We start from the raw sequence: 16,158 nt of genomic DNA on the forward strand, positions 1-16,158 counted from the left end.
GCTCAGCCAGCCCCGACCGCGCCAGCCGCCACCGGAGCGTTCGGCGACACAGCCGCCCGCGGGGATCCGATCGCCCCCGTGGACGCACCGCCGCCCGGCAAGGCCGCGCCTCCTGGGGAGACGGTGCCTCCCGGGGAAGCCGTGCCACCCGCTGACACCGCAGGGGAGGGCGCCGAGGACGGCGGGGTCGTGGGCGGCGGGGTCGTGGGCGCGGCGGACGCGGCAGGAGCGGGCCGTGGAGGCAGCAGGCGGTCGCCGGGATCGGTCGACGGACGGGCGACAACCACACCGACAAGATCGAGTGAGCCGACCGAGACGTACGGTTTCACCTCCGCGGTCCGCGACAGCCCCCCGACGTCGGTGACCTTGGTGACCTCGCCGATCGGCACACCGGCGACATAGTCCAGGCTGCCGAAGGTCGTCAGCCGGTCGCCTTTCTGCACCCGGTATGACGCGTCGTACAAGGTGAACACCAGGCTGGACGGCCCCTGGCCGCCAGCCACGGCGCCGAGCAGCTGCGTGCGTTCGAGGCGGGCACCGATGCGGCTGTTCGGATCGCAGGCCAGCCGCACGACGGCGGTGTGCGCGGTGACCGTGGCGACCGTCCCGACCAGCCCGTCGGAGTTGACGACGGTCTTGTCGGCAGCCACGCCGTCGGCCTTGCCCGCGTTGATGGTGACAGTCCAGTCGGTTCCGGAGACGTCGCCGATCGCGATCACCTTCGCGGGCACGAGGGAGTACTGCCCCTTGTCCGCGAGCAGCCGCAGGTCGGCCAGTTCCTTGCCGGTGCGGGTGATCTCGCCGTCGTCGGCGAGCTGGCGGCGTAGCTTGGCGTTTTCCTCGGCGAGCCGGTCGGCGCGGTCGTGGTAGCGGTTCGGGTGCGCCAGGGACGAAAGGGCGCGGCCGACCGGCCGCACCACCGCGGTCAGCCCGTCCTCGACGCCGCCGAGCGCGCTGTGCACTACGCCGCGGGCGCCGGTCGCCGACCTACCCGTCCGGTAGTCGAGCGTGATCAGGGTGAACGCCAGGATGAGCAGAGCGACGATCACCAGGCGGGATCGCCCTGTGCCACGCCCCACAACGGCCTCCGAACCAACTCTTCCAGTCACGTACAGCGATCGGGCGTGCGTCGGGCGCCGGACAACCCTCCCGTCGCCCCCATCGGACGATTCATGCCGCCGCGGCGTTCCCGGATCCACCCCGCACTTCTCGACGGGACGAACACGTCCGGCCGACCCAGCCAGGAGTCCACCCGGAAGTGGTCCCCTGCGGAGCCCCGGCCGGCCCGCAACCCGGTGCCACACGGACGAGCCGCACCTGCTCGGCGCGGGTGCCTCACTCCGGGCGGCCCGCACCCGGCGGACCCGTGAGCGGCACGCGATGCCGATCGACCGGTACCCGGTGCTAGCGCCGCGGCTCGGAGATCAGCACCTGCTGCAGTGCCTCGAATTCCTCGACGCACTTGCCGGAGCCCATCGCCACCGAGTGCAGCGGGTTCTCGGCGATGTGGATCGGCATGCCGGTCTCATGGCGCAGCCGCTCGTCGAGGCCGCGCAGCAGCGCCCCACCACCGGTGAGCACGATGCCACGGTCCATGATGTCGCCGGACAGCTCCGGGGGGCAGCGGTCGAGGGTCACCTTCACCGCGTCGATCACCGCGTTGACCGGCTCCTCGATCGCCTTGCGGATCTCCTCCGCCGTCACCACGATTGTCTTGGGCAGCCCGGTGACCAGGTCACGCCCGCGGATCTCGGCGCTGGGCTCCTCGGGCACCTTGTAAGCCGAGCCGATCGCCATCTTGATCTCCTCCGCGGTGCGCTCGCCGAGCATCAGCGAGTACTCCTTCTTCACGTAGGAGATGATCGCGACGTCCAGCTCGTCCCCGGCCGTACGGATCGACTGGCTGGTGACGATGCCGCCCAGCGAGATCACGGCGACCTCGGTGGTGCCGCCGCCGATGTCCACGACCATGTTGCCGGTCGGCTCGTGCACCGGCAGGCCCGCCCCGATCGCGGCGGCCATCGGCTCCTCGATGATGAACACGCGCCGCGCACCCGCCTCGTACCCGGCGTCCTTCACTGCCCGCTGCTCCACCCCGGTGATCCCCGACGGCACGCACACAACCAGCCGCGGCTTGGCGAAGTGGCGGCGGCGGTGCACCTTCTGAATGAAGTAGCGCAGCATCCGCTCGGTCGTCTCGAAGTCGGCGATGACGCCGTCCTTGAGCGGCCGGACGGCCACGACGTTGCCCGGGGTGCGGCCGATCATCCGCTTGGCGTCCGTGCCGACCGCGAGGATCCCGGAGGTCGTGGTGTTGATGGCGACCACGCTGGGCTCGTTCAGCACGATGCCGCGCCCCCGCACATACACGAGGGTGTTGGCGGTACCGAGATCGACGGCCATGTCACGACCGAGGAACGACAGCGAACTGGACATCGACGGGTACCGACCTTCCCGGGGGGATGCGGTCCTGGCCGCCTCCGGCGCGGCGACGCCGGTGGCCACGAACCGGACAACCGCGTGGAACACGTACAGGGTTCGTTGCTCGGGCAGGGCTGGCCGGAGCTCCCGCCAGGACGCACGCGGCCGGCTGACACTGCCGGCCTCGCGCGACCCACCGAACACGCTCCGGGCGAGTACGTGAAGCGTAGACCGCCACGCAGCGCGCCGCTGCCCTGGCCGACGGTGGAGCCGCTCGTGTCACGCTTCCACCGGATCGACCCGCTGGATACCCATGGGTCACATAGACACTACACAGCGCAGTTGTCCGGGCCGGGTTCTCGACCCTTGCGGCGACCAGTGGCCGGTGGTCCTGGGGGGACCGACCGGCCCCGGTGCGGCAGAGCCGTCAGCGCGGCGCCGACGTGCGCTCACCGCCAGCGTCGGCCGAGGGCCAGCGTCAGCTCAGGCCCGGGAAGAACAGGTCGATCTCCCGCTTGGCGGACTCGGGCGAGTCCGACCCGTGCACGAGGTTCTGGCCGATCTCCAGCGCGTAGTCACCCCGCAGGGAGCCGGGCGCCGCCTTCACCGGGTCCGTGGCACCGATCAGGCCGCGGGAGGCCTCGACGGCCCGCGGCCCCTCGGCCACGAGAGCCACCAGCGGACCGGAGATGATGAAGTCGACGAGCTCCCCGAAGAAGGGCTTGCTCGCATGCTCGCCGTAATGCGTCTCGGCGACCGAGCGGTCCAGCGTGCGCAGCTCGAGAGCCACCAGGGTGAGCCCCTTACGTTCGAGCCGGCCGACCACCTCACCGACGAGACCACGGCTGACGCCGTCCGGCTTGACCAGGATGAGGGTGCGCTCGGCGGACACGGTACTCCTTCTCGATCATTGACGTCGTCGTCCTCGGGAACCCGCGGGCCCCTCGTCAACTTACAGGGTGCCCGGTTCACCACACCGCCCGAACCGGGCCACCTCAGGACCGCAGCAACGCCCGCGCCCGGCCCACAACAGGCGCCGAACCCGTCACCAGCACACCGGCTCCACCGAGCTCGGATTCCTGCTCGGCAAGCCGGACCGCGTCGTCGAGAGCGTCGTCGAGGCGAGGGGTGACCTCCACGCGCTCGGCGCCGAACACACCGGCGGCGACGGCGGCCAGGTCGTCCACGGGCAGCGCCGCCGGGGTCGCCGCGCTGGTGACCACGACCGCCGCAAGCGCCGGTTCCAGCACGGCGAGGATGCGGGCGGCGAGCGCCTCGTCCCCGTCGACGGCGACCACGCCGACCAGCGAGTCGAAAGTGAACGCCTCCCGCAGGGCCTGCACCACGGCGGTCACGGCGAGTGGACTGTCCGCGACGTCGAGGATGATGGTCGGGCTGCGCCGCACCACCTCGAGCCGTCCCCGGCCGTCGACCGCGGCGAGCCCGACGCGCACCACGTCGAGGTCGAGCTGGTTCTGCCCGCCGCCGAGAAACGCCTCGACGGCCGCGAGCGCGACCGCCGCGTCATGGGCCTGATGCGCGCCGTGCAGGGGCAGGAAGAGTTCCTCATAGGTCCCACCAAGCCCCTTCAGCGTGATCATCTGACCACCGACGGCGACGCGGCGGCTCAGCACACCGAACTCCATGCCCTCTCGGGCCACCGTGGCCCCGGCCAGGGCCGCCTGCCCAAGCAGGGCCCGCGCGGCCGGCAGGGACTGCTGCGCCAGCACGATCAGCGTGTCCGCCCGGATCGCGGTACCCACCGAGGTCACGTCCGCCGCGGTGTCCACCGGCGCGTCCGCTGTGGCGGGCAACCCGTCGAGGTCCTCGGGCCAGTCCTGGCCCGACCACGAGGTGGCCACCGGGGTCACCGCGGTCACCGGCGCGTCGAGCAGGTCGGCCAGATCGCCGAACCCGCCCAGAGCGTTCCCACCGGACTCCACCACGACAAGATCTACTGGCGCGTCGGCGAACGCCGCGACGGCGACCGCGACCAGCAGCTCGGTGGCTCCCAGCGGCCCGTCGTCCTCGACCAGGGGCAGATACGGCGCGATGTCGTCGTAGGCCCGACCGAGCGCATCGGCCGGGATCTCCCCGCCAGCGACCGAAATCTGCGCGGCTGGCCCCAGCCAGGTGGGCGCGCGCAGGCTACCGGCACGGATACCGAACCCATCGAGCAGCGCGATGATCGCGGCGACGGTGGAACTCTTGCCCACCGAACCCGTGACGACGATGCTCGGAAACGCCCGCTGGGGCTGGCCGAGGAGGTCGAGCAGGCGACGCAGGCGCGTGAGCCCCGATTTCGGCACGACCGCGGCCCGCTGCGCGTAGGCGGCGGTGAACCCTGCCGGACCCGTCCACGCCCCATCGGCCGACCCGAGCGGGCCGGCGGCGCCGGCGGCGGATGGTCTCGACGTGGATGCCCCGCCAGCGGATGACCTGGAACCCGACTGTTGGCCCGGCGAGGGGCCGGGCGTCGGGCCGGCATTGGCAGCAGCGCCTGTCACGGGCCCGATCCTACGGGTACCTATCCGGCCAAGTGTGTTGCGGCACGTTTGCGTCGGCGCCGGTGCGCACGGATTCGTCCGTCTTGCACTAGTGGTTACTGTCGAGGCCGTCCAGGCAGACGAGACGAGCGTCGGCAGGCCGGGCAGAAGGGCGGAGTCATCCGGTGACGTGGACATACGAGGCGGCACGCGCCGCCCTTGACCGATCGGTCGACCTGGAGAAGCAGGCGATCACCTCACAGCCGCCGGTGCCGAGCCTGTCCCGCATGCGGGAGCTCGCGCGGCGTCTCGGCGATCCGCAGCACCGTTTCCCCGTCATCCACCTGACCGGGACGAACGGCAAGACCTCGACCGCCCGGATCACCGCGGCGCTGCTCGGCGCGGCCGGGTTGCGCGTCGGCCTTTACACCAGCCCGCATCTGGAGCGGGTCAACGAGCGGCTGGTGGTCGACGGCGCGCCGATCGACGACGACGCCTTCGCCCGCTATGTGGGCGCGGCGGTCGACGCCGCCGCGCCGATGGCCGAACGGCCGACGTTCTTCGAGCTGCTCACCGCCGCCGCCTTCGACTGGTTCGCCGCATGCGCGGTGGAGGTGGCGGTCATCGAGGTGGGGCTGCTCGGCCGGTGGGACGCTACCAACATCGTCGACGGCCGGGTCGCGGTCATCACCACTGTCGGCGCCGACCACCTGGACTATGCCGGCAGCCTGGACGGGGTAGCGCAGGAGAAGGCGGGCATCGTCAAGCCAGGGTCACAGCTCGTCCTCGGCGAGGTCGAGGCCCGCTTCGACCCGGTGTTCACCCGCCTGCCCACAGCGGGCGTGGCGCGTCTGGGCGTCCAGTTCGCCCTGGAGCGCGGTCGCCCGGACCCCGCGGGTCGCCGGGGCGACCTGCGCACGCCGCTCGCCCGCTACGACGATGTGCTGCTCGCGTTGCACGGCGCCTACCAGGAGGCCAACGCGGCCTGCGCGCTCGCCGCGGTGGAGGCGTTCGTCGGCCACCGGCTGCCGGGCAACGTGGTCCGGGCCGGGCTAGCCGCGGTGCGGGCCCCGGGCCGGCTGGAGATCGTCGGCACCGGTCCGCTGCGGGTCCTCGACGGCGCGCACAACCCGGCGGCGGCCGGCGCGCTCACCCGGTCACTCGCCGAGGAGTTCCCGGGCCGGCGCTGGACTGTCGTCTACGGGGCGCTACGCGGGCACGACTTCGAGGGAACCCTCGCCGAACTGGCCGGCTCCCGAGTGGAGTCGCTGCTGTGCTGCGAGCCGGCGTCGCCACGGGCCATCCCGGTCGAGCAGGTCGCCGCCGCCGCCGGGCGGCTCGGGCTGCCGGCGCGGGGAGCCGCCGATGTAGCCACGGCCGTCCGGCTTGCCCTGCGCGAGGAAGGCCCCCGCGGGGCGATCCTGGTGACCGGCTCCTTCTACCACCTGACCGAGGCCCGCCGGATCCTCTCCGCGACGCCACAGCCGTGGTGAGCGGTGCGTCCGGCGGCCTCGGGTGGGGTCAGAGGCGACGTCCGCGACGTCAGGCGGACTTCTCCTGGCGAGGGGCGCGCTTGGACGCGACGTCCCGGGGCACCAGGGTCGGGTTGACGTGCTCGAGGACGACCTCCCGGGTGACAACCACCCGGGCCACGTCCTTGCGGCTCGGAATGTCATACATCACCGACAGCAGCACCTCTTCCATGATCGCCCGCAGGCCACGGGCGCCGGTGCCACGCAGGATCGCCTGATCGGCGATCGCCTCCAGCGCGTCGGAGGTGAAATCGAGGTCGACGCTGTCCAGCTCGAACAGCCGCTTGTACTGACGCACCAGCGCATTCTTGGGCTCGGTGAGGATGCGGATCAGAGCCTCGCGGTCGAGGTTCGACACGCTGGTGATGACCGGCAGCCGGCCGATGAACTCGGGGATCATGCCGTACTTGAGCAGGTCCTCGGGCATGATGTCGCCGAAGACGTCGGAGGAGTCGGGGTCGTCCTTGCCGTGCAACACCGCGCGGAAGCCCAGGGACTTCTTGCCAATCCGGGACTCGATGATGCGGTCCAGACCTGCGAAGGCACCACCCACGATGAACAGCACGTTCGTCGTGTCGATCTGGATGAACTCCTGATGCGGGTGCTTGCGACCGCCCTGCGGCGGGACGCTCGCCGTGGTGCCCTCGAGAATCTTGAGCAGTGCCTGCTGCACTCCCTCGCCCGACACATCCCGGGTAATACTGGGATTTTCGGACTTACGGGCTATCTTGTCGACCTCATCGATATAGATAATCCCGGTTTCGGCCTTCTTGACGTCATAGTCAGCCGCCTGGATGAGCTTCAGCAGGATGTTCTCGACATCCTCGCCGACGTAGCCGGCCTCGGTGAGCGCCGTGGCATCGGCGATGGCGAACGGGACGTTGAGCATCCGCGCCAGGGTCTGGGCCAGCAGCGTCTTGCCGCAGCCGGTCGGGCCGAGCAGCAGAATGTTGCTCTTGGCCAGCTCGACCTCGCCCTTGACCCCGTCGCCGGCCCCGGATCCGCTGGCCTGCACCCGCTTGTAGTGGTTGTAGACCGCGACGGAGAGGGTCTTCTTCGCCGTCTCCTGGCCCACGACGTAGCCGTCGAGGAACTCGTAGATCTCCCGCGGCTTGGGAAGCTCGTCCCACTTGAGCTCGGAGGACTCCGAGAGCTCTTCCTCGATGATCTCGTTACACAGATCGATGCATTCGTCGCAGATATAGACGCCAGGGCCGGCGATGAGCTTTTTCACCTGCTTCTGCGATTTGCCGCAGAACGAACACTTGAGCAGGTCACCGCCATCACCGATGCGTGCCACCGAGGACTCAGTCCCTTCGTCCAGACGATGGTGTCGCCTGCGTGTCAGGGGCGGTTGACACCGCCCGGTCGTCGCATGTCTGCCTGTAACCATCCCCGTGGGGACGGTACCCCGCCGAGCGACCCGGTGAGTGCCCTATCGCTCGGCTCATACCGGTCAGCCTACGGTCACCTCGGCCGACCTCGCGCGTCCACACCGTCCCGTTAGGCCAAGGCGTCACGGACTGGACCCGCTGACCACATGTGCGTCCGCCTGCGTACCCGGCGTGGTAGGTCCCAATCGCCGGGTACGCGGGCTTGGCACGCCTCAGCTCGTCGTGGCGAGGCGGGAGGACTTACGGGTCTTGATCACCTCGTCGATGAGGCCGTACTCCTTGGCCTCATCGGCACTGAAGATCTTGTCTCGCTCGATGTCCTTGCGAATGTCCTCTTCCTTGCGGCCGGTGTGCACGGCCAGCATCCGCTCCAGCAGCGAGCGCATCCGCAGAATCTCCCGGGCCTGGATCTCGATGTCGCTGGACTGTCCCTCGCCCTGCGCGGACGGCTGGTGGATGAGGATCCGGCTGTTCTCGAGCGCGAATCGCTTGCCGGGCGTACCCGCCGCGAGCAGGACCGCCGCCGCGGACGCCGCCTGCCCCATGCAGATCGTCGAGATGTCCGGACGGACGAACTGCATCGTGTCGTAGATCGCCGTCAGCGACGTGAACGACCCACCCGGCGAGTTGATGTAGATCGAGATGTCGCGGTCGGGATCCTCGGACTCGAGGAACAGCAGCTGCGCCATCACGTCGTTCGCCGACACGTCGTCGATCTGCACGCCGAGGAAGACGATCCGCTCCTTGAGCAGCTTCGAGTACGGGTCCATGCCGTACTCGCCGCGAGAGGTCTTCTCGATGATGTTCGGCAGGACGTAGCGGCCCTGCGGCGCCGCGGCGGCAGCCCGGTGGGCCTGCTCGGACCGCATCTGCTGGTAGAGCGTCTCGTGATACATGGTGGCTGCCTCCGGGAACGGATGACGACATGCAGTCCGGGGTGGGTGGCGGTCCGGGCGATCGGCGGTCGGCCGGCTACCGCGGGTGCGAGTCCGCAGCAGCCGCCGCGGGGGCGCGGGGGCGCCGCTCAGCTCACCGGGCCCTCGCTGGGGACCTGGCGGGCCTGCTGGACGACGTGATCGACGAAGCCGTAGTCCTTGGCCTCCTCGGCGGTGAACCACCGGTCGCGGTCGGAGTCGCGCTCGATCTGCTCGATCGGCTGACCGGTGTGGAACGCGATGCGCTCCTGCATCATCCGCTTGGTGTAGAGCATCTGCTCCGCCTGGATGGCGATGTCAGAGGCCGTGCCACCGATCCCACCGGACGGCTGGTGCATCATGATCCGCGCGTGCGGCAGGGAGTAGCGCTTGCCCGCGGCGCCCGCGCACAGCAGGAACTGGCCCATCGACGCCGCGAGGCCGAGCGACACGGTCGCCACGTCGTTCTCGACGAACTGCATCGTGTCGTAGATGGCCATCCCGGCGCTGACCGAGCCGCCCGGCGAGTTGATGTAGAGGAAGATGTCCCGGGTCGGGTCCTCCGCGTTGAGCAGCAGCAGCTGCGCGCAGATCGTGTTGGCGATCGTGTCCTCGACCACCGATCCGAGGAAGACGATCCGGTTGGCCAGGAGACGGTTGAAGACCTGGTCGTCGAAGGCGGGTCCACCCTGGCCGGGCGCACGGAGCTCCGGACTCGGAACGGGCAGGCGCGGAACTGCGAGGTTACTCACGGTCAGCTCCTCGGCTTCCTCACATGGGGCGGCTGATTGACCGGCTCGACACTATCTGTGACACGCGCGAGTTCCGGCCCTTCAGGCTCGATGTTCGCGCTGGGCGTGAGGACCGGCCACTGCGGACGGCCATCTGACGGCACCCTGCGACCCACAACGACCCACGGTCGAGCTCGGCGGCGGGGCCACCACGACGGCAACCCTGCCAGCGCAGGCCCCGACAGCGGCGGCCCCGATGACGACCGCGGACGACGAGCCGCAGATGACGACGGCCCCCGGAGCGGATCCAGGGGCCGTCGTCGCACGCGCGGGTACACCTCAGGCATGTCCAGAGGGGTTCCCCGCCTGCGACGTTTGTCTCGCGAGGACGGTTCAGATGTCGCGGTCGCCGGCGTCGGCCGCCGCCGAGGGCGCAGGCGTCTGCTCGGTCGACGCGTCGGCATCAACGGGCGTCACCTCACTGCTCGCAGGGCTTTCGACCACAGAGTCCTCCGGTGCGGCGTCCTCGGCCGCGGCGACCTCGGGGTCGGAGTCGTCGAGGTCAGAGGTGGAACGGCTCGGCAGCGCGAGCTCCACCGGGCCGCCCTCACCGTCGACGACCTTGACGTTCTCGAGCAGCAGGAAAAGCGCCTTGGTCCGCAGCACGTCGGCCATCAGCGCCTGCAGGCCCTCGCCCTGCGCGAGCTGCTGAGCGAACACGTCCGGCTGCACACCGGAGCGCTGGGCGCGCAGGAGCACCTGCTCCATCAGCTCGCCCTGGTCGATGCCGATCGACTCGGCGTCGATGACCGCGTCGAGGATGAACTGGGAGCGGATGGCCTTCTCGGCGTTCTCCCGGACCTCGGCGTCGAACTCCTCCTCGGACTTCTCCAGGGTGGCCAGGTAGCCCGCGCGATCGGTGCCGAGACTCTCCAGCTCGTGGGACAGCCGGTGCTCACGCGCCTCGACCTCGCTGGTGAGCAGCGAGTCGGGGACGGGCACATCGACCCGCTCGAGCAGCGCCTCCAGCAGCTTCTCGCGGGCCTGCCCGACCTGCTCGGCACTGCGGGTCTCACCCAGGCGGCGGCGCACGTCGCCCCGCAGCTCGTCGAGCGTGTCGAACTCGCTGGCGATCGTGGCGAACTCGTCGTCCAGGGCGGGGAGTTCCTTCTCCTTGACCCCGCGGACCGTCGCGGTGACCTCGGCGGCCTCACCGGCCTGGTCACCGCCGAGCAGCTCCGTGGTGAAGGTCCGGGACTCGCCGTCGGCGGCACCGATGATCGCCTCGTCGATGCCGGCGACGAGGTTGCCACTGCCGACCTCGTAGGACAGCCCGGTCGCCTCGGCGCCCTCGACCGGCTTGCCGTCCACTTCGGCGGACAGGTCGAGCGAGATGAAGTCGCCGTCCCGCACCACCCGCTCCACCGGCGTGAGCTGCGCGAACCGGTCACGAAGCGCCGAGAGCTGTTCCTCGACCTGCTCGTCGGTGACCTCGGTGGCATCCACGGTGATCGACAGGTCGGAGAACTCGGGCAGTGCCAGTTCGGGCCGCACGTCCACCTCGGCGGTGAACACCAACTGGCCGCCGTCGGCGAACTCGGTGATGTCAACCTCGGGGCGGGAGAGCACGTCGACCTCTTCGGCCTGCACGGCCTCGGAGTAGAGCTGCGGCAGAGCCTCCTGAACGGCCTCGTCGAGGATGACGCCGCGGCCGAGCCGCTGGTCGAGGATGCGCGGCGGAACCTTGCCCGGCCGGAAGCCCGAGACCCGAACCTGACGGGCGAGCTTGCGATAGGTGGCATCGAGCGAGGGCTTGAGCTCGTCGAAGGGCACCTCGACGGTGAGCTTGACCCGGGTCGGGCTGAGGGTCTCCTTGGTGGCCTTCACGGCGCGGCTGTCTCCTGGTACGACGTCGGACGGGGTGACACGCCGAGGCTATCGGGCTATCAGTCGGGGCGGGGAGACTCGAACTCCCGATCTCCTGCACCCAAAGCAGGCGCGCTAGCCACTACGCTACGCCCCGAGGCGTTGCCTGCTCATCCTACGGGGTAAGCTCGCATCGATCACCTCGCGGGTGTAGCTCAATGGCAGAGCCCCAGCCTTCCAAGCTGGCCATGCCGGTTCGATCCCGGTCACCCGCTCCAGTCATCCACCCCACCGCGGCCCCTCCCGGCCAAGGTCCGCGCTTCGGTCAGAAGTGAGCGTCCCGACGGTCAGAAGTGAGCGTCCCGACCCGCGTTCAGGGCCAAGCGCGGGCTCCCCGCGGGCCTGCGGACCTCGGTCGACGGTTCCACGCCTGTCGGCGCGTGGGTGCCGGCCGGCACCCCACTCTCCAACGTCAGAACGCGACCAGTTCGTGGCCCTCAGCCAAGAGATACTGGTAGCGACGGCACTCCCAGCCAGGGCGATGCCATGCGACTGATCCCGCCCGTCCTCGTCACCGTCCTTCCACCGGGGTCGGGCTCGACCTCAACGCACGCACCGGCGGGCCCGCCGGGCCCGGACAATGCGGCGCGACGCTCTGGCCACGATCACCCGCTCCAGCCACCCGCTTCGCCACCGCCGCACGCACCTGACTGCCCCTGACCGCCCCCAGGCGGACCTTGCCCACATCCAGAGGGCAGCCCGCTTCGCCCACCACATGCCAATCCGTCATTTCTCCCAGGTCGGCGCGTCGAGCCGACTGCCCCGACGCGCGCGGCGAACAGCTCGGCCCGATGGCGAGCCCGCTCCACGACTCACGGCGCAGCTTCACTCGCCGTAACCTGTCACTGTCGGAGGGAGAGCGAGTGAACGTGCGCGGCACGACCGGACCGGCTCCCGCCCGGCCTGCCAGTTCCCGCGGCTGGCTCACCCGGACCAGAGCCCGAGCGGGCATGGCGGGCATGGCGGGCATAACAGTCATGACGGCAGCTCTGACGGGATGCTCCGGTGACGGACCGCGAGAGTCACCGCCGTCCGGTCCTCCGCCGGTAACGGCGTCCGCCGGGCCCACGCACGGAACCCCGACAGCGGGTACCGATGCAGCCGGGCACCTCGTCGCCCACGCCGCGGGCTCAGTGATCACCTGGTATGCGGCGCCGTCCGAAACGAGCGCGCGCGGGCAGCTCACGAACCCGAACCAGCAGGGCGCCCCGCTGGTGTTCGCCGTGCGACGACGGCGCGACGACGGCTGGCTCCAGGTGATGTTGCCGGTGCGGCCGAACGGGTCGCAGGGCTGGCTGCGCACCGACGACGTGTGGCTGTCCCGAACCGCCTTCGCGCTCGCCGTCGACCGCACGGCGCACCGCCTGACGGTCACCCGTGACGGTCGGACCATCACCCGGCTGCCGGTGGGTATCGGCACCGGCAACACACCGACGCCGTCCGGCAGGTTCTATCTGACCGAGCTGTTGCGCCCGGCCGACCCAGGCGGGCCGTGGGGACCCTATGCCTTCGGGCTCTCCGGCTTCTCCGACGTGATCACCACCTTCAACGGCGGCGGCGGTATCATTGGCCTGCATGGGACGAACCGTCCCGATCTGGTCGGTACGGACGCGAGTCTGGGCTGCATCCGGCTCCGCAACGCCGACATCGCAGAACTGGCGGGAATGGTGCCGGTCGGTACCCCGATCGTCATCACCGGATAAACTCGCGCCATTCGTGGCGCGTGCGCGAGGATATCCCTACGCTGCTTTCATGACGGGTTATCATCTGGCCCAGGTGAACATCGCCCGCGTCAGGGCACCGCTTGCGGCCCTCACTCCGGGTGACCTCGTCGCCGGCCTTCCGGCACTCACCGAGCCAGGCGGTGAACAGCCCGGTTTCGTCTGGTCCCTGGCTGCGGCGAAGCCCCCAGCCACCATCCACACGTTCAGGCTGGGCCCGGCCGAGCAGGTTGCCGTCGTGGTGAACCTCGCCGTCTGGGAGTCGGTGGAGGCGCTGGGCGCCGCGGTGCTGTGCAGTGGCGGAAGCGCTTTTCTGCGCAGCCGCCGGGATTGGTTTCACCCCACCGAACGGTCGACGAACGCCCTGTGGTGGGTACCCGCCGGGCATCGACCTGACCCGGCGGAAGCGGAGGAACGGGTCCGGCACCTGCACGCCCATGGGCCGACGGCCACCGCGTTCACGCTGCGCCTGGCCTACCCGCCGCCGGTGGCCGCCGCGGAGGCCGCCCGCTGAGACCCGGCTATCCGAGATCTTCCTGGTCTACCCAGCCGGAGAGGATCTCGCCGAACACCGACGGGTCCTCGCCCCGGTTCCAGAACACCGTCGCCGCCTGTACCGCCACCGCGCCGGCGTGCAGGTACTCGGCGACATCCCGCCCGCCGGACACCCCGCCCGCGGCGACGAGTGCGATGTCGTCGGGCAGCAGCCGGCGCAGCTGACGGACCTGGCCAAGCGCGATCGGCTTGAGCGCCGGCCCGCTCATCCCGGCCAGCCCCACGTCCAGAACGGGTCGGTGCGCCGCGTCGACGGCGAGCGCGTTCGGGAAGGTGTTCACCGCGGTGACGAACCGCGGACCCGCCGGTCCGTGGCCGGCTGGGCGCACCACCTGGCCGAGCGCGGCGACGAGCCCCGCGAGCGCCGCCGGATCGGAGAACGGCGAGATCTTCACCCCGAACGGGACTCGACGGCCCGCGCCGGTGCTGGTGCCGTCGGGCGAGCCCGGCCCGGCCAGTGTCTCCAGCGCCGCACCGACCGCGGTACAGACCGCCGCCGTCTGCCCGGGATCAAAACAGGCGATCCGCTTCTGCGTCCCGCCGTCCCAGACGTTCGGGCAGGCCAGATTCACCTCGATCAGATCGGCTCCGGCCACGGCGACGACCTCGGCCATCTGCCGGTACTCGGCGACGTCGAATCCGGCGATGCTGACGATGAGCGGCTTGCCGGCGCCGTGCGCGAGCTCCACCATCCGTGGCAGGTGCTCGGCGTAGTAGTCAAGCCCGCGGTTGGGCAGCCCGAGGGCGTTGAGCGCGAAACCCGCGGCGGGCCAGTAGACGGTGCCCGCGTTGCCGGCCCGCGGCGCGAGGGTAATCGACCCGACGACGACCGCGGCGACGGCGCTGCGGGCGAACATCTCGACATCCCGCAGCGACTTGCAGGTCCCCGCCGCGTTCATCACCGGATGTTCCAGCGCAACACCAGCCAGACTGCCACCAGCCAGACTGCCACCAGCCGGGCTACCACCGGCCAACGCCTTCACCGCCGGGATCCGGAACCGGGCATGTCCGGCTCAGGCCTGTGCCGGCCGGGGGCGTGCCCGGCCGAGCCGGCGCCGGGACCTGTGGCGGTCGACCGCCTTCTGGTACACCTTTACCCGCAGCTCGGCGATGCGGCGCGGCTCCAGCTCCGCGGTGCCCACCCGCCCGCGCGCCCCGACAGTGGCAGCGAGCTCCGGGTCGGTCAGGAACGGCTCGAGCGCGTCCGCGAGCGCCTGCGGGTCCTCCGGCGGGACGATCGTCCCGCCCTCCCACTTCGCCACCCAGGTCGCGACTCCGGTGGTCTTCGTCGCGACGACCGGACGCCCGGAGGCCATTCCTTCCAGCCCGGCGATGGAGAAGCTCTCGAACCGGCTCGGGACGACGACGACCCGTGCCTCCTCGTACGCCTTGACGAGCTCGGGACGGCTCAGATGCCCGGCGAACCGGCAGGAGACGCCGAGCTCGGCCGCCCGGCGCTCCAGCCAGGTGCCGGTCGGCACCCCGTCGATGACGCCCGAGGACTGTCCGGCGAAGACCACCGTCGGTGAGACGCCTCGTTCCTGCAACCGCGCTGCCGCGTCGATCAGCACGTCGAGGCCCTTGCGCCATTCCAGCCGGCCGACGACGAACAGCACCGGGTCGGTGCCCTGCGGCGGGACGACCTCGGCATACGGGGAGCGGTCGAACGGGTAGGGGATGACGTCGGCGTCGGTCTTCTTCTTCAGCCAGCCGAAGTCGCGCAGCGTCGTGACGATCAGCTCGGACGGCGCGGTACGCGCGTCGGCTCGCAGCGCGGAGAACCGGTCGAGCCGGTCCGCGAGGGCACCCCGACCGTGCAGCTTGCCCTCCCGCAGGCGGACATCCATCATCGTCGGCGTGTGCAGGTGGATCACCAGCGGGACGTCACGGCGCAGGGCGGTGCGCAGCCCGCGGGTCTCGCCGTCCTGGGTCTCGATGACATCCGGACGCAGCCCCAGCCGACGCAGCCAGAACGCATAGGACACGGCCAGGAAGAAGCGCAGGGACAGCGAGTCCCGGGGGTGGTTCGCACCCTGCACCGGGCGGGCCACGCGGCCCAGGTAGCGGCCGACCGGCAGGCGCAGTAGCGGTCGCCGATGGACGAGGACACCGTCATGGTCTTCATCAGTGCGGCGGCGACCCTGCGCGCACACGATGTGCACCCGATGGCCGAGCGCGACCAGCGCGTGCGCGATGTCGTGCGTGTACACACCCGCCCCGTCCCAGATAATCGGCGGGTACTGCTCGCACAAGAAGACGATCTCCATACCCATCCCCACGGCAGCGAACTCCGGCCGGTTCACCATAGCCCCAGCCGATCGCGGCCGGGCACGGGGTTTGCGTTGCCGCGAATCCGACACACCGCTTCCGGCGACATCCGGTCATCGCCCGGATGTCGCGCCGACCTGCTACGACGGGCGTCGCTCCACGGTTTCCCTCAGGAACCGTGTGATGCCGCCAGCGCCTACCGCACACGCT

General features: G+C 70.5%; 13 protein-coding genes and 2 tRNA genes. 4 read left to right on the forward strand and 11 right to left on the reverse strand.

Going from position 1 to position 16,158, the window contains the following annotated elements:
• Positions 1 to 2: 2 nt before the first annotated feature.
• From mreC to MXD95_RS21635, 4 genes are all read right to left on the reverse strand, one after another.
• Positions 3 to 1,079, reverse strand: a complete 1,077-nt coding sequence (gene mreC / locus MXD95_RS21620) for a rod shape-determining protein MreC (protein WP_250642509.1) — start codon at positions 1,077 to 1,079, stop codon at positions 3 to 5.
• Positions 1,080 to 1,404: 325 nt separating this feature from the next.
• Positions 1,405 to 2,436 (reverse strand): rod shape-determining protein, encoded by a 1,032-nt coding sequence (locus tag MXD95_RS21625; protein WP_250642538.1) that lies wholly within the window; start codon positions 2,434 to 2,436, stop codon positions 1,405 to 1,407.
• A gap of 463 nt (positions 2,437 to 2,899) precedes the next feature.
• Entirely contained in the window at positions 2,900 to 3,313 is a 414-nt protein-coding gene (gene ndk / locus MXD95_RS21630) for a nucleoside-diphosphate kinase (RefSeq protein WP_250642510.1), read from the reverse strand.
• 103 nt (positions 3,314 to 3,416) lie between these two features.
• Positions 3,417 to 4,928, reverse strand: coding sequence for a glutamate ligase domain-containing protein (locus MXD95_RS21635; protein ID WP_250642511.1), 1,512 nt, complete (start codon positions 4,926 to 4,928; stop codon positions 3,417 to 3,419).
• Positions 4,929 to 5,092: 164 nt separating this feature from the next.
• Here MXD95_RS21635 and MXD95_RS21640 point away from each other — a divergent pair, with 164 nt between their 5' ends.
• Positions 5,093 to 6,400, forward strand: coding sequence for a bifunctional folylpolyglutamate synthase/dihydrofolate synthase (locus MXD95_RS21640; RefSeq protein ID WP_250642512.1), 1,308 nt, complete (start codon positions 5,093 to 5,095; stop codon positions 6,398 to 6,400).
• A 49-nt stretch (positions 6,401 to 6,449) separates the two neighbouring features.
• Here the strand turns inward: MXD95_RS21640 and clpX are convergent, their stop codons facing one another.
• The 5 genes from clpX to MXD95_RS21665 form a co-directional block, all read right to left on the reverse strand.
• The gene (gene clpX / locus MXD95_RS21645) at positions 6,450 to 7,739 is read right to left on the reverse strand and encodes an ATP-dependent Clp protease ATP-binding subunit ClpX (RefSeq protein WP_250642513.1); all 1,290 of its coding nucleotides are present in this window, start codon (positions 7,737 to 7,739) and stop codon (positions 6,450 to 6,452) included.
• Positions 7,740 to 8,045: 306 nt separating this feature from the next.
• A complete protein-coding gene (locus tag MXD95_RS21650; protein WP_250642539.1) occupies positions 8,046 to 8,702 on the reverse strand; it encodes an ATP-dependent Clp protease proteolytic subunit in 657 nt (218 codons plus the stop codon).
• Between the two features lie 155 nt (positions 8,703 to 8,857).
• Complete coding sequence (locus MXD95_RS21655; protein WP_250642514.1) at positions 8,858 to 9,499, reverse strand: ATP-dependent Clp protease proteolytic subunit; 642 nt, start codon at positions 9,497 to 9,499, stop codon at positions 8,858 to 8,860.
• 372 nt (positions 9,500 to 9,871) lie between these two features.
• The gene (tig, locus tag MXD95_RS21660; RefSeq protein WP_250642515.1) at positions 9,872 to 11,365 is read right to left on the reverse strand and encodes a trigger factor; all 1,494 of its coding nucleotides are present in this window, start codon (positions 11,363 to 11,365) and stop codon (positions 9,872 to 9,874) included.
• Positions 11,366 to 11,428: 63 nt separating this feature from the next.
• A tRNA-Pro gene (locus tag MXD95_RS21665) sits at positions 11,429 to 11,501 on the reverse strand.
• Between the two features lie 47 nt (positions 11,502 to 11,548).
• Here MXD95_RS21665 and MXD95_RS21670 point away from each other — a divergent pair.
• The 3 genes from MXD95_RS21670 (at position 11,549) to MXD95_RS21680 (ending at position 13,639) form a co-directional block, all read left to right on the forward strand.
• Positions 11,549 to 11,622 (forward strand) — tRNA-Gly (locus MXD95_RS21670).
• Between the two features lie 915 nt (positions 11,623 to 12,537).
• Complete coding sequence (locus tag MXD95_RS21675; protein ID WP_250642516.1) at positions 12,538 to 13,107, forward strand: L,D-transpeptidase; 570 nt, start codon at positions 12,538 to 12,540, stop codon at positions 13,105 to 13,107.
• Between the two features lie 49 nt (positions 13,108 to 13,156).
• Entirely contained in the window at positions 13,157 to 13,639 is a 483-nt protein-coding gene (locus MXD95_RS21680) for a DUF3291 domain-containing protein (RefSeq protein ID WP_250642517.1), read from the forward strand.
• A 7-nt stretch (positions 13,640 to 13,646) separates the two neighbouring features.
• Here MXD95_RS21680 and MXD95_RS21685 read toward each other — a convergent pair whose 3' ends face one another.
• Positions 13,647 to 14,663, reverse strand: a complete 1,017-nt coding sequence (locus tag MXD95_RS21685) for a beta/alpha barrel domain-containing protein (RefSeq protein ID WP_308301548.1) — start codon at positions 14,661 to 14,663, stop codon at positions 13,647 to 13,649.
• Between the two features lie 30 nt (positions 14,664 to 14,693).
• Positions 14,694 to 15,947: a glycosyltransferase family 4 protein gene (locus tag MXD95_RS21690; protein ID WP_250642518.1), complete on the reverse strand. Its 1,254-nt coding sequence runs from the start codon at positions 15,945 to 15,947 to the stop codon at positions 14,694 to 14,696.
• Between the last annotated feature and the right edge of the window lie 211 nt (positions 15,948 to 16,158).

Origin of the sequence: Frankia sp. AiPa1 (genome assembly GCF_023243075.1) — a bacterium.
Taxonomy (GTDB): Bacteria; Actinomycetota; Actinomycetes; order Frankiales; family Frankiaceae; genus Frankia.